Origin of the sequence: Streptomyces sp. NPDC047315 (assembly GCF_040643215.1) — a bacterium.
Lineage (GTDB): Bacteria > Actinomycetota > Actinomycetes > Streptomycetales > Streptomycetaceae > Streptomyces.
In genome coordinates this window covers 191,990-213,188 of record NZ_JBEYTZ010000011.1, presented here as the reverse complement: position 1 = coordinate 213,188, position 21,199 = coordinate 191,990, and the positions used below count along the sequence as shown (strand labels likewise).

The following is a 21,199-nucleotide window of genomic DNA, read 5'->3' as shown; positions in this document are numbered from 1 at the left end:
CGGAGCAAGTGCCCCGGCGGGGACGGTGCGAACGACGCGAACGATGCGAGGAGGTCGACGGAGATGTTCCTCGCGGTTCTGGTGGGCGTCCTGATCGTGGTCGCCCTGGTGGGGATCGGACTCTTCGTCTTCGGTCTGCGCCGCAGGCTCATCCAGCGCTCCGGCGGCACCTTCGACTGCTCCCTGCGGTGGAACGTCCCGGACGACCCCGTACAGCCAGCGCTGCCCCCGGGCAAGGGCTGGGTGTACGGGGTCGCCCGTTACAGCGGTGACCGCATCATGTGGTTCCGCGTCTTCTCGTACGCGCCCAGGCCCCGCCGGGTGCTGGAGCGCTCCGCGATCGAGGTCGTCGGCCGTCGTACGCCCGAGGGCGAGGAGGAGCTGGCGCTGCTCTCCGACGCGGTGGTGCTGGGCTGTCTGCACCAGGGCGTGCGGCTGGAGCTGGCGATGAGCGAGGACGCGCTGACGGGCTTCCTCGCCTGGCTGGAGGCCGCGCCGCCCGGCCAGCGGGTGAACGTCGCGTAGTGCGCGGGGCTCCGTGAGACCGGCCGAGGGGCCGGGAGGTCTGGTCCTCCCGGCCCCTCGCCGTGTGTCACGGGTGGTGGTTCAGACGGTCGTCGGGCTCCGGGTCACTGGAGGCCGCTGTTGACCGCGCTGACCAGCTCGCCGTTGGTGGTGTCACCGCTGAACTCCCACCAGAACGCGCCGCCGAGCTGTTGGTTCTTGGCCCAGTTCATCTTGTTCCCGATGGTCGCCGGGGTGTCGTAGCCCCACCAGTTGTTGCCGCAGTGGGCGTAGCCGGTGCCGCCGACGGTGCCGGTGGACGGGCAGGTGTTCTTGAGGACCTTGTAGTCCTCGAAGCCCGGTTCGAAGGTGCCTTGGGCCGGCCCGGTGGCGGTGCCGCCCGGGGCGGACTGGGTGACGCCGGTCCAGCCACGGCCGTAGAAGCCGACGCCGAGGAGCAGCTTGCTCGCCGGCACGCCCTTGGCCTTGTACTTGGCGATGGCGTCGGCGGAGTTGAAGGTCGGCTCCGGGATGCCGGGATACGTGGTGAGCGGGGAGTGCGGGGCGGTCGGACCTTGGGCCGCCCAGGCGCCGAAGAAGTCGTACGTCATCACGTTGTACCAGTCCATGTACTGCGCGGCGCCGCCGTAGTCAGCGGCGTCGATCTTGCCGCCCGCCTTGGGGTCGGCGGTCACGGCGGCGGTGACGAGGTAGTTCTGGCCGAACTTGGCGCGGAACGCCTGCGCCATGTTCTTCATCACCGCAGGTCCGCTGGAGTCGCAGGTCAGACCGCAGGCGTTGGGGTACTCCCAGTCCAGGTCGATGCCGTCGAAGACGTCGGCCCAGCGCGGGTCCTCCACCAGGTCGTAGCAGGACTGGGCGAAGGCCGTCGGGTTCTGCATGGCCTGGGTGAAGCCGCCGGACCAGGTCCAGCCGCCGAAGGAGAAGAGGATCTTGATGTGCGGGAACTGCTTCTTCAACTTGCGGAGCTGGTTGAAGTTGCCGCGCAGGGGCTGGTCCCAGGTGTCGGCGACGCCGTCGACGGAGAGGTCGGCGGTGTAGGCGCGCTCGTAGTCGGCGTAGGAGTCGCCGATGGTGCAGCGGCCGTTCTGGACGTTGCCGAAGGCGTAGTTGATGTGGGTGATCTTGGCCGCGGAGCCGGAGGTCACCAGGTTCTTCACGTGGTAGTTGCGCCCGTAGACGCCCCAGTTGGTGAAGTACCCCATCTTGATCTTCTTGCCGCCGGGGTCCGGGACGCCCGGGGTGCGGAAGGTGTGGGCGGCGCTGTGCGGGCCGACCTGGTCGGCGGTGTCGCGCGCCTGGACCGTGAAGCCGTAGTCGGTGGCCTTGGTCAGGCCGGTGGCGTTGTACGAGGTGCCGGTGACCGTGGCGACCTTGGCGCCGTCGCGGTAGACGTCGTAGTTCTTGACGCCCTTGTCGTCGGTGGCGGCGCCCCAGGAGATGGTGGCCGAGGTCTCGGTCACGTTGCTGGAGGTCGGGGTGCCGGGGGCGGACGGCGGGTCGTCGCCGGGGATGGTGCCGCCGTCACACGCTCCGCCGTTGATCTTGCAGTTGGACGGGGCGCCGGCGCCGGTGCCGTTGAAGCCGAAGGTCGCCGAGGCGCCGGGGGCGAGCGCGGCGGCCCAGGACTTGCTCTTGGCGGTCCAGCGGTTGCCGACGTTGGTCACGTCGGCGTCCCAGGCGGAGGTGACCCTCGTGCCGGCGGGAAAGTCCCACTCCACCGTCCAGTTGCTGATGGTGGTGGTGCCGGTGTTCTTGATCGTCCACTTGCCCTCGAAGCCGTTGCCCCAGTCGGAGCCCTTGGTGTACGTGGCGGTCGCCGAGGTGGCGGCCTGGGCGGGGGAGGCGAGGCCGACCATCGCGGCCAGCGGGACGACGAGCGCGGCCAGGATCGCCACGATCCTGGATCTGACGGGCAACCGGAATCTCCGGGCGCGCAGAGGTGGGGGTTGAGTGCTCACGGGTACTCCTCGACGAGGTCCGAACAGTGGGGTGGGACCAATTGGGCTGAACCGTGCACTGCGCACGCCGCGTGGCTCACCGCAGCGTGTGTTCCGAGGAGAGTAGGAAGGTCTGGACCAATCGTCAATAGGTCCAGACCATAGGCGGCGTTCGCTGCGCCCGTCGACGGCGCGCCTGACGGCGACGGCTCGTTAGATCCCCAACTCCTGTGCCAGCACGGCCGCTTGGACCCGGCTGCGGAGCTCCAACTTGCCCAGCAACCGGCTGACGTGGGTCTTCACCGTGGCCTCCGCCATGGTGAGCCGGTCCGCGATCTCCGCGTTCGACAGCCCCTCGCCCAGACAGGACAGCACCTCGCGCTCCCGGGGCGTGAGCACGTCCAGGACCGCGGGATCCGGTGCGTCGGGGGAGCGGACCGGGTGCGGCGCCGCGAACTCCGCGATCAGCCGGCGCGTCACCGCGGGCGCGATCAGCCCCTCGCCGCGCGCCACCGTGCGCACCGCCTCCAACAGGTCCTTGGCTTCGGTGTTCTTCAGCAGGAAGCCGGACGCACCGGCTCGCAGCGAGCCGAAGACGTACTCGTCCAGGTCGAACGTGGTGAGCACCAGGACGTCCGCCAGGTCCTCCGACACCACCTGACGGGTGGCCGAAACCCCGTCGAGGCGCGGCATCTGGATGTCCATCAGGACCAGGTCGGGACGGAGCTCGCGGGCGAGCCGCACCGCCTCCTCGCCGTCGACGGCCTCGCCCGCCACCTCGATGTCCGGCGCGCTGCGCAGGATGAGGACGAGCCCCGCCCGCACCGAGCTCTGGTCCTCGGCGACCAGCACCCGGATCGGCTGCTCCCGCTCGGCTCGTTCGGCGTGCTGCGCTGCGCCCGTCATGCGTCCGGCTCCTCGTCGTCCCGTACGGGAAGGACCGCCCGTACTCGCCAGATCTTCTCCGGCCCGTCGTCGGGGCCCGGCACCGGCCCCGCCTCGATCTCCCCGTCGAGCAGGGCGACCCGCTCCCGCATGCCCACCAGACCGGCGCCGGAGCCCGGTGCGCGCGGGCCGGTGCCGGAGCCGTACGCGCTGGTCACGGTCACCGTCAGCCGGTCGCCCGCGGTGTGGACGAGTTCGACGTGCACATCACCGGGCTCGGCGTGCTTCAGCGCGTTCGTCAGGGACTCCTGGACGATCCGGTACGCCGCGAGCTCCACCGGCGCCGGCAGCGTCGCCTCGCCCCCGCCCCGGGCGCCGCGCCGGTCGTCCAGGGTGACGGTCAGGCCGCTGGCCGCGCCGTTCGTCCCGGCCTGCGCCACCAGCGCCTCCAGGCCGGCGAGCGAGGGGCGGGCGGCCGGCTCGCGGTCGTCGGCGCTCGCGTCGTCCCGCAGCAGCCCGATCAGCCGTCGCATCTCGGCCAGTCCCTCGACGCTGTTCTCCCGGATGACGTTCAGCGCGGTGCGGGTGGTCGCGGCGTCGTCCAGGGAGATCGCGGCGGTGGAGTGGATCGCGATCGCGGAGAGGTGGTTGGCGACCATGTCGTGCAGCTCGCGCGCCATCCGGGAGCGCTCGGCGGCGACCGCCTGCACCCGGTCCATCTCGGCGAGCAGCGCGGTCTGCTCGGCCCGCAGCTTGGCCGCGTCCGCGGCCTCGCGGTGGTTGCGCACGATCGCGCCCGTCGTCGCCGGGCCGAAGGTGATCAGCCCGAAGACCACCCCGATCAGCAGCGCTCCCGGATTCTGGAGCAGGGCGGCGAGCAGGCCCGTCACGGCCACGGTGAGCAGACCGGTGATCACCGGGAGGCGGCGGGCGAACCGGGGCGGCCCGTAGACCACGGACACGTACACCCCGTCCGAGAACATGATGATCGTGACGATGCTGCCGACCGAGAACACGTCCGCGGTCAGACAGAGCGTGCACACCAGCAGGGTGGTCAGCGGGAACGTCCGGCGGTAAACGGACATGGCGCAGATGACCACGAGCGGCACCAGCGTCGCCCACTTGGGCAGCGGACGGTTCACGTCGCCGTTGGTGTAGAGGCCGAGCGACCACAGCAGCAGCCCGCCGAGGAGGGCGGCCACGGCGATGACGACGTCGTCGCGGTGGGGACGGGGAAGGTGCACGCACCCATGAAACACGTCGTCGCACCCCTTTGGCCTCCTGTGCCGGGGGGAGTCGGCGCGGCACCCGCTACATCGAAAGATGCAGTGCGCCGGCGTCGGTTTCGTCACCGGCGACGACGAATGCGGGCGCCGCGGCCGGGACCCTTGAGGAGGTGAAAGGAGTGGAGCCGTGATCGTCACGCTGATCGTGATCTGTGAGGTCGGCTTCTGGGTGCTGCTGGCGGCGGGCCTCGGGGCCCGTTACGTGCTGAAGATGCCGCGCCTGGGCGTGGGGCTGCTGTTGCTGGAGCCCCTGTTGGAGGTCGTCCTGCTGGTGGCCACGGCGATCGACCTCAAGAACGGCGCCGAACCGAGCTGGACGCACGGCCTCGCCGCGCTCTACATCGGCTACACCGTCGGCCACGGCCACCGCACCGTGAAGTGGCTGGACGCCAAGGCCGCGCACCGCTTCGGCGGCGCCCCGGCGCCGAAGAGCACCGCGGGGTACGGCAAGGCACGGGTGGCGTACGAGACCAAGCTCTGGTTGGGCACGGTCGTCGGCGCGGTCACCGCCAGCGGGCTGCTGCTGTTGGCGATCGCGTACGTCGGCGACTCCTCCCGCGACGACAGCCTCTGGGCGTGGATCTCCCAGGCGTGGCGGATCACCGGGTTCCACGGGCTCGTGGTGCTCTGGTACGTGGTCTTCCCGACCAAGGCGCCCGAGGGGCAGGACGAGAAGGACGAGCCCGTGGAGGCGGGCAAGCGTCTGTGAGGGCGCCCCCGCTCAGCGCTCCCCGCCGGGCACCCACAGCACGTCGCCGCGCTCCTTGTTCGCCGTCCGGGCGAGGATGAAGAGCAGGTCGGACAGGCGGTTGAGGTACGTGGCGGTCAGCGGGTTCATCGTCGCCGCGTGCACCTCCAGCGCCGCCCAGGTGGAGCGCTCCGCGCGCCGCACCACGGTGCACGCCTGGTGCAGCAGGGCGGCGCCCGGGGTGCCGCCGGGGAGGATGAAGCTGCGCAGCTTGTCCAGGGACTCCAGGAAGTGGTCGCAGTCCGCCTCCAGCCGGTCGACGTAGGACTGCTCCACCCGCAGCGGCGGGTACTTGGGGTTCTCCACCACCGGGGTGGACAGGTCCGCGCCGACGTCGAAGAGGTCGTTCTGCACCCGGACCAGGACGGTGACGACCTCCTCGGGCAGCTCGCCCAGGGCGATCGCGGTGCCCAGTACGGCGTTCGCCTCGTTGGCGTCGGCGTAGGCGGCGATCCGCAGATCGGTCTTGGGCGCCCGGCTCATGTCGCCGAGTGCGGTGGTGCCGGTGTCGCCGGTGCGGGTGTAGATGCGCGTCAGATTGACCATGCCCCCAGCGTAATTAGCCGTCGGCGCTGCGGAAGACCCGTGTGCCCGTGGTCACGGCGAGTGCGGCGAGGCCGACGGCGACCAGCGCTCCGAGCAGCATGGAACCGGTGGCGTACCGGCCCACGTACGCGTCGCGCACCGCGTCCACCAGATGGCGCAGCGGCATCGCGTGCGAGAGGCCGTCCAGCCAGCCGGGGCCGAGCGCCATCGGCAGCATCAGTCCGGACAGCAGCATCACGGGCATCACGATGGCGTTGACGGTCGGGCCGAACTGCTGGGGCAGGGGAAGGCGGACCGCGAGCGCGCACGACAGCGACGCGAGCGAGAGCGCGAGCAGGGCGACGAAGGCGAAGCCGACGAGGACGCCGACGAGCGGGGCGCGCAGCCCCATCGCGAAGGCCGTGAGCACCAGCAGCACCGCCTGGAACACCAGCAGGCAGACGTCCCGCAGCACCCGGCCGAGCAGTAGCGCGAGCCGGCTGACCGGTGTCGCCTGCATGCGTTCCAGGACGCCCTGGCCGCGCTCCACGACGACGGCGAAGCCGCTGAAGGCCGCGCCGAAGAGGGTGAGCTGGAGCAGCAGCCCGGGGACCAGGACCTGCCAGGAGTCGCCGCGGTCGGCGATCGGCAGGTCGACGAGGAGGGGGCCGAAGAAGAGCAGGTAGAGCATCGGCATCAGGACGCCGAAGAAGACGTGGAAGCGCGAGCGGAGGGCCTGTCGGGCGTAGCGCCCGAAGACGAGGGCGGTGTCGTGCAGCAGCATGGCGGGTCCTCGGAAAGGTTCAGACGGCGACGGGGGCGGACTCCGCGGCCGGGCCGCGCCCGGTGATCGCGAGGAAGGCGTCCTGGAGGCTGGCGTCCGCGGAGCCGGCGTACGTCCGCTTCAGCGCGGCCGGGGCGCCCTCGGCGGCGACCACCCCGCCGTCCACCACCACGACCCGGTCGGCGAGGGCGTCCGCCTCGTCGAGGTAGTGGGTGGTGAGCACGACGGTGGTGCCGTGCTCGGCCCGCAGCCGCCGCACCAGCTCCCACACGTCCGCCCGGCTGCCCGGGTCGAGCCCGGTGGTGGGCTCGTCGAGGAAGAGCACCGCGGGCCGGTGGGTGAGGCCCATCGCGATGTCGAGCCGGCGCCGCTGGCCCCCGGACAGCTGCGAGGTCAGCCGGGGGAGGAGGTCGTCGATGCCGAGGTCGGCCGCCAACTCCTGCGCTCGGGCCGTCGCCGCCGCCTTCGACAGCCGGTGCAGCCGGCCCTGGGTGATCAGCTCCTCTTGGACGCTGACGTTCGGGTCGAGCCCGCCGGACTGGGCGACGTACCCCACCGCGCGCCGTACGGCGGCGGGGTCGCGGACCAGGTCGTGTCCGGCGACGGTGGCGGCGCCGCCGGTCGGCGGCAGCAGCGTGGTGAGCATGCGCAGGGTGGTGGTCTTGCCGGCCCCGTTCGGACCGAGGAGGCCCACGACTTCACCGGGTCGGACGGTCAGGTCGATGGAGCGGACCGCTTCCACGGCGCCCTGTTTCGTATGGAAGGTCCGGGCTAGTCCGGACGTGCTGATGACGGCCATGACCCCACGAAAGCAGAGTCATTAAAAGTTTGCAATGACACCAAAAATTAAGGGGATGCGAAATTGGGCGAGAGTGTAGGAAAGGTATGCTGGGCCCATGGCCGAGGGACTGAGGGAGCGGAAGAAGCGCCGTACGCGGCAGCACATCTCCGACACCGCCACCGGCCTCTTCATGGAGCGCGGCTTCGAGGACGTCACCATCGCCGAGATCGCCGAAGCCGCCGACGTCTCCGTGAACACCGTCTACAACTACTTCGCCACCAAGGAAGACCTCTTCCTCGACCGCGGCGACGACGTCGTCGAACAGCTCGCCCGCTGGGTGCGCGGCCGGGATGCGGGGGAGTCCGCCGTCGCCGCCGTGCTGCGCGAGTTGCGCGCCGAGGTCGAGGGCATGTCGCCGCGCGTCGGACTGGTGTCCGGGTACGACCGGTTCGTGCTCGTCGTGCACAACGCGGCGTCCCTGCGCGCCAGCCTCTCCCGCCTGCAGCGGCGCGCCCTGGAGCGGTTGGAGGAGGAGTTGCGCACGGAGACCGGCGCCCCCGCCGACGACTTCCTGCCCGCCCTGATGGCCGGTCAGATCAACTGGGTCCACCAGTGCGTGATGGAGTTCGTGAGCCGGGAGATGACCGCCAACCGCGCCCCCGAGGACGTCTCCCGGGAAGCGCTCGGCGTACTCGACGAGATCGAGGAACTGCTCGGCAGACGGGTCTTCAACTACGCCGTACGCGCCAGCGAGTGAGCGGCGCCGGTGTGATGTCCGTCATGTGAGACGTGACGCGCATCTCTTCATCGCCACAGCGCCGCTGTCGGGCGCTAACCTCCGCCGAGAGGCGAAAAGTAAACAGACGTTAGGGGTGTCGCAGTGGCCGGGAAGCTCGCCGTCATCGGAGCCGGACTCATGGGATCCGGCATCGCGCAGGTCTCCGCCCAGGCCGGGTGGGACGTCGTGCTGCGCGACGTCACCGACGAGGCCCTGGCCCGCGGCACGGACGCCGTCAAGGCGTCGTACGCCAAGTTCGTCGCCAAGGGCAAGCTCGAAGCCGCCGACGCCGACGCCGCGTTGGCCCGCATCACCACCACGACCGACCTCGACGCGGTGGCCGACGCGGACGTGGTCGTCGAGGCGGTGTTCGAGAAGCTGGAGGTCAAGCACGAGATCTTCCGCGAGCTCGACAAGCTCGTGCGCGACGACGCCGTGCTCGCCTCCAACACCTCCGCCATCCCGATCACCAAGATCGCGGCCGTGACGCAGCGCCCCGAGCGGGTCATCGGCGCCCACTTCTTCTCGCCCGTGCCGATGATGCAGCTGTGCGAGCTGGTCCGCGGCTACAAGACCAGCGACGAAACGCTCGCCACCACCCGGGACTTCGCCGAGTCCGTGGGCAAGACCTGCATCGTCGTCAACCGGGACGTCGCCGGCTTCGTCACCACCCGGCTGATCTCGGCCCTGGTCGTCGAGGCGGCCAAGCTCTACGAGTCGGGAGTGGCCTCGGCCGAGGACATCGACATCGCCTGCAAGCTGGGCTTCGGCCATGCGATGGGGCCGCTCGCCACCGCGGACCTCACGGGCGTGGACATCCTGCTGCACGCCACCGAGAACATCTACACGGAGTGCCAGGACGAGAAGTTCGCCCCGCCGGAGCTGATGCGCCGGATGGTGGACGCGGGTGACATCGGACGCAAGAGCGGGCAGGGGTTCTACACCCACTGACCTTCGCCACTGACCTCCGCGCGCCGCTGCGTGAGCGACCGGAGCCGGCCTCCGTCGATCACCCTTCGGGGTGAATTCGGTATCGGTTCGCTTACAAGCAGCAACTGCACGGCCCCGGATGCAGTCAGTTGGTGAAAGAACCGGCAGGGAAGACGGAAGAGACGGAACGTGCTGCGGGTGACGCAGCAGCAGATGCAGCAGACGCAGCGCAGTCAAGAACTCGGGGAGCGCATATGCACATCAGGGGCGACCACACCGAGCTGGTCGTCGGGGGCCGCCTCGACGTCCGCAGCGCGGCGGACGCCCGTACGGTCCTGCACTCGGCCGTGGACGACGGGGACGGGGACCTGGTGCTGGATCTGACCAGCCTCGACTCCTGGGACGCCACGGGCCTCGGGGTCATCATGGGAGCGCACCGCCGTGCCGGCCGCTGCGGGCGGCGCCTGGTGCTGCGCGGCGTGCCGCCCCAAATGCAGCGCCTGCTGGTCGCCACCCGCCTGCACCGCATCCTCGCGATCGAGGGCGGCCTGGCCGCGGAATCCCTCCCGCGCGTGTAACCCGCGGGGTTGCGCCGCGGCGCGTGAGCGTGCTTGCCGGGTGCGGCACGTGCGCTTTAGGGCGTTGGGGACCCCCACCTGTGCCCTGTGGGCACGGGGGACCCCCAACGCCACCTGTTTCGCTTCCCCCGTCGTTTGTCTGCGGGGCGTCGCGGACTTCGCAGGGCGCTCACAATTCTCATGGGATCGTGACGTGGCGGACCGCGCGGCACCCCCCGGGTAGGGGGATACGCTGCCAGCGGCTAGGGTTCGTTCCGCCCGCCGCCGTGGCGCGCCTGCGTGCGTCCGCCGTCGCGGGCGCAGCTGTTGCGACAGCGCATCTAGGGGCATTTCACCATGGAGAAGGACAGTTTCGGCGAGGGCGCCGCACGGCCGCGCACCCCACGGGAGGCGACCGGACCCGGTCGCGCCTCCGGTGAGGTTCCGGCGCCGGCGCTGACGCCCGCACCCGCGCGCACCACACCGGTCGTCGCCGGTGACTTCCTGCTCACCGTCAACCCCGTCGACGGCAGCGAGATCGAGCCCTGTCCGCCCGGCGGTGCACCGCAGGGACAGGGGTGGACGCCGCCGCCGCGCCGCCGCACCCCCGCCGAGCGCGCCGCGCAGGAGCGCGCCGCCCAGCCACCCGTACCGGCCGGCCCCGCCTCGCCGCGGCTCGCGCTCGTCGAGCGCGACGGGCCGCGCGGGCAGCTGGGCGAACTGCTCAGCCGCGGTCGCTCGGTGCGGCTCGTCGGCCCCCGCGGCTCCGGCCGCTCCGCCCTCCTCGACCTGGTCGCCCAGGACTGCGCGACCGTCGCGCCCGCCGGCGTGGTCCGCCTCAGCGGACTGCACCGCACCGCCACCGAGCTGCTGTACGAGCTGTTCGCGGTGGTCCACACGACGGACCGGCACCGGCTCGGCCGGGACGAACTGCTCGCCGAGGTGCGGCAGATCGGCGCCGTCGTCGTCCTCGACGACCTGGAGTTCGGCGGCACCGCGCTCACGGACTTCCTGGACGCCGCGCCCGAGTGCGCCTTCCTGCTCGCCGCCACCCCTGACGTCGCGGCCCCCGACGACGACGCCCTCCTGGACGAGGTCGTCCTCGACGGACTCAGCCGCACCGGCGCCCTCGAACTGCTCGCCCGGGTCGTCGACCGCGACCTGACGGAGGACGAGAAGAACTGGGCGGGCGACCTCTGGTTCGAGTCCGAGGGCCTGCCGCTGCGCTTCGTCCAGGCCGGTGCGCTGCTGCGGCAGTACGACGAGCTGTACGCGGCGGTCCCGGAAGAGGCCGAGGACGCCTCGCCCTTCGACGGCACCCGGGCCGGCGGCGTACGGCTGCCGACGCTCGGCCAGGGCGCCGCCCCCGCCGCCCTGCTGGCGTCCCGGCTCAGCGAGGCCGCCCGCGAGGCGCTGCGGTTCGCCGTCGCCCTCGGCGGCGAGGTCCCGCACCAGGCGCACCTGCCCGCGCTCATCGGCGACACCCACGCGGACGCGGCCCTCGGCGAGCTGACGGGCTGTGGGCTGCTCTCCCCGGCCGGCCCGCGCTACCGCCTCGCCGCCGGCGTCCTCGCCCAGCTCCAGGAGAAGGGGTACGGCGCCGATCCGGCCGAGTCCGCCGACCGCGCCCACACCGCGGCCCAGCACTACGCCTGGTGGGCCGCGCACCCCTCCGTCACCGCCGAACGCGTCGTCGTCGAGGCCGACGCCGTACTGGCCGCCCTGTCCGCGCTGGTGGAGAACCGGGCCGCCGGACAGCCCAGCGCGGCCGTCCTGCTGGCCCGCAGCGCCGCGCCCGCCTTCGCCGCCGGGCTGCACTGGGGCGCCTGGGAGAGCGCGTTGCGCATGGGGTCGACCGCCGCGCGAATAGCGGGAGAGGTGGCCGAGCAGGCGTACTTCCACCACGAGCTGGGCGTCCTCGCGCTCTGCACGGACAACCTGGGCCGGGCCCGGGCCGAGTTGGAGGCGTCGATCGGTCTGCGCGGAGCGCTCGCCGACCGCAACGGCACCGTCGCCGGCCGGCGCGCCCTGACGCTGGTCACCGACCGCGAGCGGCGGTTGAGCGGCGAGCAGGACGAGCCCGCCGCGCCCGGAGCGCTGGAACTGCGCCCCGTCGGCCCGGTGGCCGTCCGCCCAGGCCCGGTCGCGGGCGGCGGCGCACCCGCCGCGGACGACACGCCCGTACGGGGGCTGTCGCCGGTGCCCGCGCTCGTACCGCTGACCGGTGTGGGCCCCTCGCACCTGGACGAGCCGCCGGGCACCGCCGCGCCGGACACCCTGGTCGCCGGGTCGACGGCCCGTACGCCGGTGTTCGCGGACGACGGCAAGCCGCGGCGTCGGCGTCTGGGCTTCGGCAACGCCCGTCGCAACCTGGTCGCGGCGGGGGCCGGTGCCGTGCTCGTCGCCGTGCTCGGTGCGGTCGCCAGCCTCGGCACCGCCTCCGACAAGAAGGACCTGCCCGGCACCCGCGTGGGCACGGACACCTCCGCGAGCGAGGAGGACGGGCACAACGGCGAGGACGAGCAGGACGGGATGGACGACGGGAGCGGGGCCGAGTCCGCGCCGGGGCACGAGCGCACCGGTGACCCGGCGCAGCGGCCCACCCCTTCGGGGTCCGCGTCGCCGTCCGGGTCCCGTGAACCCGAGGAGTCCGCTTCGCCGTCCAGGACGACGTCCCAGCGGCCGTCGACGACTCCGTCGAAGACCCCGCCGGCGTCGTCGACCCAGGGACCCAAGCCGACCAAGTCGTCCACGCCGCCGTCGTCGACGCCGCCGACTTCCAAGCCGCCGACCGACTCCCCGTCGCCGCCGTCGCCCTCTCCGCCGTCGAGTTCGCTGACCGGCTCGACGGAGGCGCAGGGCGGCGCCGCCGAACCCGAGGCGTCCGCCCCGGAGGGGCAGCCGACGCCCGAGGGCGCGAGCCCGTCCGAGGGCTGAGCGGAAGCGAGAAGCGGGCGGGGCCGATGCACCATCGACCCCGCCCGCTTCGTCGTACCTGCCTAAGGCTCCTCAGAAGAGCCTGAGCTTGTCGTCCTCGACGCCGCGCAGCGCGTCGTAGTCCAGCACCACGCAGCCGATGCCGCGGTCCGTCGCCAACACCCGGGCCTGCGGCTTGATCTCCTGCGCGGCGAAGACGCCCCGCACCGGCGAGAGGTGCGGATCGCGGTTCAGCAGTTCCAGATAGCGCGTCAACTGCTCCACGCCGTCGATCTCGCCGCGGCGCTTGATCTCCACCGCCACCGTGGCGCCGTCGGAGTCCCGGCACAGGATGTCCACCGGCCCGATCGCGGTGGGGTACTCCCGGCGGATCAGGGTGTAGCCGTCGCCCAGTGTCTCGATCCGGTCGGCCAACAGCTCCTGGAGGTGCGCCTCAACGCCGTCCTTGATCAGGCCGGGGTCGACGCCCAACTCGTGCGAGGAGTCGTGGAGGACCTCCTCCATGGTGATGATCAATTTTTCGCCGGCTTTGTTGATGACCGTCCAGACACTGTCGTCGCCCTCCTTGAGTGTGCAGGGCGGGGACATCCAGTTGAGCGGTTTGTACGCCCGGTCGTCCGCGTGGATGGAGACGCTGCCGTCGGCCTTCACGAGGATCAGGCGGGGGGCGGAGGGAAGGTGGGCGGTGAGCCTGCCCACGTAGTCCACGGAGCAGCGAGCGATGACAAGGCGCATGGTCGGCAACGCTACTCGACGCACGCGGTCGCGCGCGATTCCGTCTGCGCTCGGCCGTCCGCACCGGGTACTGAGCCTGGCTGAGGCGCTTCGGGTCGTCCCTCTTGTCCGTGTTCGTTTGTGGCCGGTTGTCTGCCCAATCTCCTGGTGCGCGCGGGACGGCGCACTTACCGTGGATGCAGGAGGTTGCCGGTCGCGCACTCTGCGTCGTCATGCGTCATGCGCATGGCGAGGCATTCCGGTGGTTTCCGGCGAAATCCTGCCCTGCCCGCAAGGCCCCGCGCCCCGGGGCCGCGAGAGGAGAACCCATGTCGCTCGACGTCTCACCGGCGCTGTTGGAACAGGCCGAGCGAGGCGAGGTCGACGAAGCCGCCTTCGTCGACTGCGTCCGGACCTCCCTGCCCTTCGCATGGGAGATGATCAGTTCTCTGGTGGCACAGCTGAAGGTCGACGGCGGCGACTTCGCCGACAACCAGACGCCTCCGCCGGACGAGCAGGCACGTGGTCAGCTGCTGCGCGCGCTCGCTAGCGATGCGATCCGCGGAGCGCTCCAGCGGCACTTCGGAGTGCGCCTGGCATTCCAGAACTGTCACCGCGTCGCGGTGTTCCCCTTGGACCCCGCGGTGGACGAGCGGCTCGCCCGCTTCACCTCCCCGAGGGCTCAGCTGCTGAACCAGTCGCCCGAACTGCGCGACTGCTGAGGTCTTCTTGCGGTCGTCGGAGCGGCTTCGCATCGCGGGAGATGCGGGGGCGCTCGACCGCGCGGAGAGCGGGCTCTCCCACGAGCCCCCCGCGAGGGGCGGGTCCTCTCGGCGGGGGGCTCCGTGCGTACGCGCAGTCCCACCGCGCCGCCGCGGGTCAGCGGCGGCGCGGTGGGCGGGTCGGCGGCGGGCGGGTCAGACCAGCAGGGGGAGCACCTCTTCGCCGAGGCGGCGGATCGTGGACTCGGTGCCCGCGAGGTCCCCGGAGCCCTCGGCCAGCAGCGCGAAGCGACGGATGCCGGTGCGCTCCGCGGTCGCCGCGAGGCGGTCCGCGGCGAGCCGGGGCGGCCCGACGGGGTGGATCGAGCAGAGCAGTTCCGTGTATCCCACGGGGTCGCGCATGGCGCGGTGGCTGCCGTCGACCGTGACGTGCGCGTCCAGGCCCTGCTTCAGCCAGCCGGGCATCGCCTTCACCAGGGTCTCGCGCGCTTCGCTCGCCCGGTCGGCGATCTGGACCACGCCGGCGGAGACGTGACCGGCATCGGCGACGGCGTCGGGGCAGTGGCCGGCCTCCAGGGCGTACCGCCGCCACAGCGCGACCATCTCCGCCTTCTCCTCGTCGCCGCAGTGCATGCCGAGGATCATCGGCAGTCCGTGACCTGCGGCGAGCCGGACGCTCGCCGGCGAGGTGCAGGCCACGACCACTTCGGGGCCCGGCCCGCCGCCGGTGGGGTCGCCCCCGACCAACTCGTCGGGGCGGGGCACCACGGTCACCTCGCGGAACCGGTACCGATCGCCGTCCGCGGCCACCGCCGGCTCGCGCAGCCAGCGCATCAGCAGGTCCAACGACTCCGGAAAGCCGCTCTCGTACGCCGCGAGGCCGCCGCCGAACACCTCCAGGTCGACCCAGGGCCCGCCGCGGCCGACCCCGAGCGTGAACCGGCCGCCGCTGGTGAGGTGGAGCAGCGCGGTCTGCTCGCCGAGCGCCACCGGATGGGCGCTGGGCAGCACGGTCACCGCGGTGCCCACCCGGATGCGGCTGGTGCGGCCGAGCAGCAGCGCGGCGAGCGTCACGGCCGACGGGCAGACCCCGTACGGCACGAAGTGGTGCTCGGCCAGCCAGACGGAGTCCAGCCCGGCCTCTTCCGCGACCTCGGTGGAGCGCACCGCCCGGTGCAGCGCCTCCCCCTGTCCCTGGCCCGGGAATTGAGCGGCCAGGACAAACGTACCCACGCGCATCGCCTTTTGCCTCCTCGCGGCCGACGCGGCACTCCCCCTGCCCGCATTAACGTCTGACACGTGCCAAAGGCACGGGCCGCCGCGAAGTTCTTGCGATTGTCCGGTAACTGGACCCAAGGGGTGGCCCGGGATCACCCTCCCGTGTACGCGTACCCCGCTCGTCGGCCCGTAGGCTGGACTCGACAGGAAACGTCCCCACTTGCCCCGCGAGGTGCCGCGTGTCCCCCCGCCGCAACCGCCCCAAGGGCGGCGACAACCCCTCCGCCCGCTCCGGCGAAGCCGGCGACCGCTACGGCGGCTTCGGCAGCGCCGAGACCTGGCAGGGCGAGGAGTGGTCGGTCAGACATGTGGCCGGCGCGAGCGCCGCGGGCAAGACGTACCGCTGCCCCGGCTGTGACCAGGAGATCCCCTCCGGCGTACCGCACGTGGTGGCCTGGCCGGAGCGGGGCGGGGTGGACGACCGCCGGCACTGGCACAAGGCGTGCTGGAACGCGAAGGACCGCCGCACCACGCGGGTGCAGCGGTCCAGGAACGCCCCCAAGTACTGAACGCGCGCGGGACTTTGCGGACAAGCCCTAGCGCAGGACGATGTTGCGTCCCGGGCCGCCGTCGACGGTGTCCTTACCGGGGCCGCCGCTGACCAGGTCGTCGCCGCCCTCGCCGTGCAGCATGTCGTTGCCGGAGCCGCCGAAGAGGGCGTCGGGGCCGTCGCCGCCCATGACGTGGTCGTCGCCCGAGCCGGCGTGCACGACGTCCGCGCCGCCGTACGCCTCGATCATGTCGTCGCCCCGACCGCCCCAGAACCGCTGGTCGCTGTCGTCGCCCATCAGGTGGTCCATGCCGTCGCCGCCGTCCATGACCACGCGTCCCATGACCATGTCGTTGCCCGCGTCGCCGCGCACGGTGTGCGCGCTGTGGGCGTGCAGTTCGTCGTCCCCGTCGCCGCCGCGGACGGTGCGGACCGCGGGGTCGCTGGTGGCGATCTTGTCGTTGCGGTCGCCGAGGAAGATGTCGATCCTGTCCGACCGGGGGCGGTCGGTGGGCAGTTCGCAGACCACGTACGTGTGGTCCCCTGGCGCGCGGTACGCGCAGTGGTCGCCGGGTTCGAGCGGGACCGAGTCGCGGAAGCCGATCTGCCGCACGCCGGCGCCGACGTCCATGGGGAACACGTGGAGGTCGTTGGCCTGCCCTTCGGCGGCCTTGAAGACGATCGACTGGGTCTTCCAGTCGGCGCTGACGCGGGCCTTCGCCTCGGTGGCTGCGGGTGCGGCTGCTGCGGCGGCTGCCGGGGCGGCGAGTCCGGCGGCGAGGCCGGTGGCGAGCAGGGTGACGGCGACGTTGCGGGCGGTGGCTCGGTGTCGGTTCATGGGACCTCATCTCGATGTGGGGACCGGTGGGTCGACCTGCTGCGGAGCCTCGCGGTGACGACGTGGCCGCCCCTCTCAAACGGGGGCTCGTGGGGGCTCCGGTGTGGGGACTCGGGCCCGCCCAGCACGAGACAGGCATGATCATGCCAATCGGCGCCATCTGGCCGTAGGGACGCTCATGGGCAGCAGCGACGGCAGCGTACCCTTCTTGGTCTAGACCAGGCCAGTGTTAGCGCGTGATTGCCCCGTCCAACTACCGGCGCGCGCCTGTGCGTTGGGACGTAGCCGCCGTTTCCCTACGGGTGCGTTGACCCCGGACCGCAGACTCAACGACACAGCGCGCCGCACGGCGAAACCGCGCCCGTCGAGACAGCGGCGGCGCGGTACTGCCAGACGCCCCCTAGACGTCCCGGGAGAACAGCGAGGCGTACGCGCCGGCCAGGGCGCACGCGGTCAGGCCGGCCATGATCCAGAGCGGGTCCCAGCCCTGCGGTCCGGACTCGATGAGGGCGTCGTCGTACAACACCCCGAGCTGGCTGGGGATGGAGTACTCCAACAGGAACTCCGCGGTGCCCCGCAGGGAGCTGCCCACCATGAACATCGCCACGACCAGCGGCAGCAGCACGACGCCGATCATGATGGTGATGGCGCCCGCGGAGTGCCGCAGGATGGTGCCGACCGACAGCGACAGCAGTCCGAGCAGGCCGAGGTAGAGGCTGACGCCGAGGGTCGCGCGGAACCACTGCCCGCCGTCCGGCTCGCCGCCGAGCATCCCCACGTGCATGGCGCCGACCAGCAGCGTCGTGACGACGGTGACGCCGAAGACGAGCAGGAAGTACACGATCGCCTTGGCGGTCAGCACGCGTGCGCGGTTCGGGCAGGCGGTCAGGGTGGTCCGGATCAGCCCGGTGCCGTACTCGGACGCGATCGTCAGCACCCCGAGGGTGATCACGCAGATGCTGCCGAGGAGGGTGCCGAAGAAGCCGAGCGTCAGCACGTCGTTCCGCTCGTAGCTGTCGTCGGTGGTGCTGACGGCGACGGCGACGAGGAAGCCGATGCCGACGAGGAGCGTGACCATCACGCCCAGCGTCCACATCGTGGAGCGCACGGACCGGATCTTGGTCCACTCCGAGGCCAGCGCGTCCCCGAGGGTGGCCTTGCGGATCGGTATCGGCGAGGTGTAGTCGACCGGTGCGGCGTAATCGGGGACGGGGGCGCCCGGCTGCTGGTAAGGGGTGGTCATCGGGCGTCCTCGGACGGGTCGGGAGAGTTCGGGGCGGCCTGCGCAGCCGGCACGGCCGGCGCGCCGGGCACGGCCGGCGGCGGTCCCGCGGGCGCGGGCGGCGTCGTGGCGGCGTACGGGTTGTGCCCGGGCGGCGGCGGTGCGTACCAGCCGTGCTGCGGCCCCTGGGGACCCGGCACGGCCTGCGGCGGCGCCCCGTAGGGCAGCTGCTGCATCAGCCCCGACTTCTGGTCGATGGTGGAGCGGAAGTCGACCGCGGCCTGCGTCATCCGCATGTACGCCTCCTCCAGCGACGCCTGGTGTGGCGAGAGCTCCCACAGCCGTACGTCCGCCTCGTGCGCGAGGTCGCTGATGCGCGGCAGCGGCAGCCCGGTCACCCGCAGGGCGCCGTCCGTCTCCGGCATCACCTGCCCGCCGGCCTCGGCGAGCGCGGTGGACAGCTTCTCCCGCAGCTCCGGCTCGTCCTGCGGGGTGCGCACCCGGGCGAAGCCCGCGGAGTTCGCCGCGATGAAGTCCCGCACGCTCATGTCCGCGAGCAGCTGGCCCCGCCCGATCACGATGAGGTGGTCGGCGGTGAGCGCCATCTCGCTCATCAGGTGCGAGGAGACGAAGACCGTACGGCCCTCGGCGGCGAGCTGCTTCATCAGATTGCGGACCCACAGGATGCCCTCGGGGTCGAGGCCGTTCACCGGCTCGTCGAAGAGCAGTACCCGGGGGTCGCCGAGCAGGGCCGCGGCGATGCCGAGGCGCTGCCCCATGCCGAGCGAGAAGCCCTTGGAGCGGCGCTTGGCCACGTCCTGGAGCCCCACCACGCCCAGCACCTCGTCGACCCGGCGCGCCGGGATCCCGGAGAGCTGGGCCAGCGACAGCAGGTGGTTGCGCGCGTTGCGCCCGCCGTGCACCGCCTTGGCGTCCAGCAGGGCGCCGACCTCGCGCGGCGCGTTCGGCGCCTGGCGGAACGGCCGGCCGCCGACCGTGACCGTGCCCGACGTGGGATTGTCCAGCCCCAGGATCATGCGCATGGTGGTGGACTTGCCGGCGCCGTTGGGGCCCAGGAACCCGGTGACGGCACCGGGCCGCACCTGGAAGGAAAGGTTGTACACGGCCGTTTGCGCGCCGTAGCGCTTCGTCAGGCCGACTGCCTCGATCATGCTCCTGCCCCATCGGCTTCGGGTTGGTCCGGGGCCCAGCAGCGCTGCCGTTCGCCCCCCGTAAGTCAATGAGCTTATCGGGCGGCGAACGGTCGTGGCTGCGGCATCACGCTGGGCTCACGGGCCCGCGACGCTCCGTTCCCGGACGGCTTCCCGGAGGGCCTGCCGTGCGGCCTCCGTACGGCCTGCCGTACGGGTCGCTCTCAGGCGTCGCGCTTCTTCAGCACCACGTACGCGCCGACCATCGCCACGATCACCCACAGGGCCATGATGCCCAGGCCCTCCCAGGGGCCGTAGGGCGCCTTGTCGCTGCCCAGGGCGTCCGGGACCACCCGCATGATCTGCGAGCCGGCCTGGTCGGGGAAGTAGCGTGCGACCTCCTTCGCCTTGGGGACCACCGAGAGGATCCCGGAGACGAGGAAGAAGAACGGCATCAGGATGCCGAGCGCGAGCACCGTGCTGCGCAGCATCGTGGCGACGGCCATGGAGAAGAGGGCCATCAACGTCATGTAGATGCCGGCGCCGGTGACCGCGCGCAGCACGTTCTCGGCGCCGAGGTCGGTGCCGTGGTCGCCGAGCAGGGCCTGGCCGACGAAGAAGGCGGAGAAGCTGGTCGCCATGCCGACGAGCAGGGCCAGCGCGGTGGCCACCGCCATCTTCCCGAAGAGGAAGGTGGCGCGCTGCGGGACCGCGGCCAGGGAGGTGCGGATCATGCCGGAGCTGTACTCCGTACCGATCACCAGGACGCCGAAGACCACCATCGCCAACTGGCCGAGCGACGTGCCGGAGAAGCTGACGAACGTCGGGTCGAAGGTCAGCCGCTCGGTGTCGGAGAGGTCGTCGAAGGTCGCGTTGAAGACCGCGCTGAGCGCCGCACCGATCACGACCGTCGCCACGAAGGCGGCCACCAGGGTCCAGATCGTGGACGACACCGTGCGGACCTTGGTCCACTCGGACTGGAGGACGGCGGGTACCGAGGCCATGCGTCAGGCTCCCTTGTTCTGGTCGTTGCTCTGGCCCCAGCCGGCGCCCCACTGGGGGCCGGGCTGTCCCTGCTGGAGCGCGGCGCCCGGGGTGGGGGTGCCGTGCGCGTGGTACTCCACCGCACTCGCGGTCATCTGCATGAACGCTTCTTCCAGCGAAGCCTGCTGGGCGCTCAGCTCGTGCAGGACGATCTGGTGCTGGGCCGCGAGCTCGCCCAGGGTCTCCGTCGTCGCGCCGTCGACCTCCAGCGCCCCGGCCGACTCCAGCACGGTGTGGCCCTGAGCGTGCAGCAGATCGCGCAACTGCTCCGGCTGCGGCGTGCGCAGTCGTACGTAACTGCGCGAGTTCTGCCGGATGAACTCCGCCATCGACGTGTCCGCCAACAGCTTTCCCTGCCCGATCACGATCAAGTGCTCGGCGGTCAGGGCCATTTCGCTCATCAGGTGCGAGGAGACGAAGATCGTGCGGCCTTCCGCGGCGAGCTGCTTCATCAGATTGCGGATCCAGTGGATGCCTTCGGGGTCGAGGCCGTTCACCGGCTCGTCGAAGAGCAGTACCTGTGGATCTCCGAGCAGCGCCGAGGCAATGCCCAGGCGCTGGCCCATACCGAGGGAAAATCCTTTCGATTTCTTCCGCGCCACCGGCGTCAGACCCACGACGTCCAGCACTTCGGAGACCCGGGCCCGGGGGATCCGATTGGACTGGGCCAGACACAGCAGGTTGTTGTACGCACTGCGCCCGCCGTGCATGGCCTTGGCGTCGAGGAGCGCGCCGATGTACTTCAGCGGCTCCTGGAGCTCGCGGTAGTGCTTCCCGTCGATCCGCACCGAACCCGACGTCGGGTTGTCGAGATCGAGCATCATTCGCATCGTCGTCGACTTGCCCGCACCGTTCGGGCCCAGGAAACCGGTGATCATCCCCGGTCGGACCTGGAACGAGAGGTTGTCGACGGCGAGCTTCGTACCGAAGCGCTTGGTGAGACCCTCTAGCTCGATCATGGCGCCCACGCTAACGGGCGCGACGAGCCCCCCGCCACTTGAGCGACGGGGGGCCCGACGGTTGATTTGGAGCTGTGACCTGATGCGGGGTCGAATGCGGCTCCG

21 protein-coding genes are annotated in these 21,199 nt (G+C 71.6%); 8 read left to right on the top strand and 13 right to left on the bottom strand.

What is annotated here, in order from left to right:
* Positions 1–63: 63 nt before the first annotated feature.
* Complete coding sequence (locus ABZ842_RS15705; RefSeq protein WP_361537205.1) at positions 64–525, top strand: DUF2550 domain-containing protein; 462 nt, start codon at positions 64–66, stop codon at positions 523–525.
* A 104-nt stretch (positions 526–629) separates the two neighbouring features.
* Here the strand turns inward: ABZ842_RS15705 and ABZ842_RS15700 are convergent, their stop codons facing one another.
* The 3 genes from ABZ842_RS15700 to ABZ842_RS15690 all read right to left on the bottom strand — a co-directional run bounded on the left by ABZ842_RS15700 (position 630) and on the right by ABZ842_RS15690 (position 4,594).
* Positions 630–2,384, bottom strand: coding sequence for a glycosyl hydrolase family 18 protein (locus tag ABZ842_RS15700; RefSeq protein ID WP_361537243.1), 1,755 nt, complete (start codon positions 2,382–2,384; stop codon positions 630–632).
* Positions 2,385–2,678: 294 nt separating this feature from the next.
* Positions 2,679–3,371 carry a response regulator transcription factor gene (locus ABZ842_RS15695; RefSeq protein WP_361537204.1) on the bottom strand — a complete coding sequence of 231 codons (693 nt, stop codon included), beginning with the start codon at positions 3,369–3,371 and terminating at the stop codon, positions 2,679–2,681.
* A complete protein-coding gene (locus ABZ842_RS15690) occupies positions 3,368–4,594 on the bottom strand; it encodes a histidine kinase (protein ID WP_361537203.1) in 1,227 nt (408 codons plus the stop codon). Before ABZ842_RS15690 ends, ABZ842_RS15695 begins: the two co-directional genes overlap by 4 nt.
* A gap of 169 nt (positions 4,595–4,763) precedes the next feature.
* Here ABZ842_RS15690 and ABZ842_RS15685 point away from each other — a divergent pair, with 169 nt between their 5' ends.
* Entirely contained in the window at positions 4,764–5,345 is a 582-nt protein-coding gene (locus ABZ842_RS15685; protein ID WP_361537202.1) for a hypothetical protein, read from the top strand.
* Between the two features lie 12 nt (positions 5,346–5,357).
* Here the strand turns inward: ABZ842_RS15685 and ABZ842_RS15680 are convergent, their stop codons facing one another.
* The 3 genes from ABZ842_RS15680 to ABZ842_RS15670 are packed head-to-tail and all read right to left on the bottom strand — an operon-like array spanning position 5,358 to position 7,492.
* Positions 5,358–5,930 carry a cob(I)yrinic acid a,c-diamide adenosyltransferase gene (locus tag ABZ842_RS15680; RefSeq protein WP_361537201.1) on the bottom strand — a complete coding sequence of 191 codons (573 nt, stop codon included), beginning with the start codon at positions 5,928–5,930 and terminating at the stop codon, positions 5,358–5,360.
* A 13-nt stretch (positions 5,931–5,943) separates the two neighbouring features.
* Positions 5,944–6,693 carry an ABC transporter permease gene (locus tag ABZ842_RS15675; protein WP_361537200.1) on the bottom strand — a complete coding sequence of 250 codons (750 nt, stop codon included), beginning with the start codon at positions 6,691–6,693 and terminating at the stop codon, positions 5,944–5,946.
* Between the two features lie 19 nt (positions 6,694–6,712).
* Positions 6,713–7,492, bottom strand: a complete 780-nt coding sequence (locus ABZ842_RS15670; protein ID WP_361537199.1) for an ATP-binding cassette domain-containing protein — start codon at positions 7,490–7,492, stop codon at positions 6,713–6,715.
* Between the two features lie 97 nt (positions 7,493–7,589).
* Between ABZ842_RS15670 and ABZ842_RS15665 the strand changes: the two genes are divergently transcribed.
* From ABZ842_RS15665 to ABZ842_RS15650, 4 genes are all read left to right on the top strand, one after another.
* Positions 7,590–8,231, top strand: a complete 642-nt coding sequence (locus ABZ842_RS15665; protein WP_361537198.1) for a TetR/AcrR family transcriptional regulator — start codon at positions 7,590–7,592, stop codon at positions 8,229–8,231.
* Between the two features lie 123 nt (positions 8,232–8,354).
* Positions 8,355–9,203 carry a 3-hydroxyacyl-CoA dehydrogenase family protein gene (locus ABZ842_RS15660; RefSeq protein ID WP_361537197.1) on the top strand — a complete coding sequence of 283 codons (849 nt, stop codon included), beginning with the start codon at positions 8,355–8,357 and terminating at the stop codon, positions 9,201–9,203.
* A 233-nt stretch (positions 9,204–9,436) separates the two neighbouring features.
* Positions 9,437–9,760, top strand: a complete 324-nt coding sequence (locus ABZ842_RS15655; protein ID WP_361537196.1) for an STAS domain-containing protein — start codon at positions 9,437–9,439, stop codon at positions 9,758–9,760.
* 336 nt (positions 9,761–10,096) lie between these two features.
* On the top strand, positions 10,097–12,676 hold the full coding sequence (locus ABZ842_RS15650) for an ATP-binding protein (RefSeq protein ID WP_361537195.1): 2,580 nt from the start codon (positions 10,097–10,099) through the stop codon (positions 12,674–12,676).
* Between the two features lie 72 nt (positions 12,677–12,748).
* Here ABZ842_RS15650 and nucS read toward each other — a convergent pair whose 3' ends face one another.
* Positions 12,749–13,411, bottom strand: coding sequence for an endonuclease NucS (gene nucS, locus ABZ842_RS15645; protein ID WP_361537194.1), 663 nt, complete (start codon positions 13,409–13,411; stop codon positions 12,749–12,751).
* Positions 13,412–13,719: 308 nt separating this feature from the next.
* Here nucS and ABZ842_RS15640 point away from each other — a divergent pair, with 308 nt between their 5' ends.
* Positions 13,720–14,112: an SCO5389 family protein gene (locus ABZ842_RS15640; RefSeq protein WP_361537193.1), complete on the top strand. Its 393-nt coding sequence runs from the start codon at positions 13,720–13,722 to the stop codon at positions 14,110–14,112.
* A 195-nt stretch (positions 14,113–14,307) separates the two neighbouring features.
* On the opposite strand, the gene ABZ842_RS15635 is transcribed toward ABZ842_RS15640, so the two are convergent.
* On the bottom strand, positions 14,308–15,351 hold the full coding sequence (locus tag ABZ842_RS15635) for an LLM class flavin-dependent oxidoreductase (RefSeq protein ID WP_361537192.1): 1,044 nt from the start codon (positions 15,349–15,351) through the stop codon (positions 14,308–14,310).
* 218 nt (positions 15,352–15,569) lie between these two features.
* On the opposite strand from ABZ842_RS15635, the gene ABZ842_RS15630 reads away from it, so the two are divergent.
* Complete coding sequence (locus tag ABZ842_RS15630; protein WP_361537191.1) at positions 15,570–15,899, top strand: ATP/GTP-binding protein; 330 nt, start codon at positions 15,570–15,572, stop codon at positions 15,897–15,899.
* 27 nt (positions 15,900–15,926) lie between these two features.
* On the opposite strand, the gene ABZ842_RS15625 is transcribed toward ABZ842_RS15630, so the two are convergent.
* The 5 genes from ABZ842_RS15625 to ABZ842_RS15605 form a co-directional block, all read right to left on the bottom strand.
* Complete coding sequence (locus tag ABZ842_RS15625) at positions 15,927–16,718, bottom strand: calcium-binding protein (protein WP_361537190.1); 792 nt, start codon at positions 16,716–16,718, stop codon at positions 15,927–15,929.
* A 400-nt stretch (positions 16,719–17,118) separates the two neighbouring features.
* On the bottom strand, positions 17,119–17,961 hold the full coding sequence (locus ABZ842_RS15620; protein WP_361537189.1) for an ABC transporter permease subunit: 843 nt from the start codon (positions 17,959–17,961) through the stop codon (positions 17,119–17,121).
* Positions 17,958–19,112, bottom strand: coding sequence for an ATP-binding cassette domain-containing protein (locus tag ABZ842_RS15615; protein ID WP_361537188.1), 1,155 nt, complete (start codon positions 19,110–19,112; stop codon positions 17,958–17,960). Before ABZ842_RS15615 ends, ABZ842_RS15620 begins: the two co-directional genes overlap by 4 nt.
* Before the next feature lie 203 nt (positions 19,113–19,315).
* Positions 19,316–20,095 (bottom strand): ABC transporter permease subunit, encoded by a 780-nt coding sequence (locus ABZ842_RS15610; protein WP_361537187.1) that lies wholly within the window; start codon positions 20,093–20,095, stop codon positions 19,316–19,318.
* Between the two features lie 3 nt (positions 20,096–20,098).
* Positions 20,099–21,094 carry an ATP-binding cassette domain-containing protein gene (locus tag ABZ842_RS15605; protein WP_361537186.1) on the bottom strand — a complete coding sequence of 332 codons (996 nt, stop codon included), beginning with the start codon at positions 21,092–21,094 and terminating at the stop codon, positions 20,099–20,101.
* Positions 21,095–21,199: the final 105 nt, after the last annotated feature.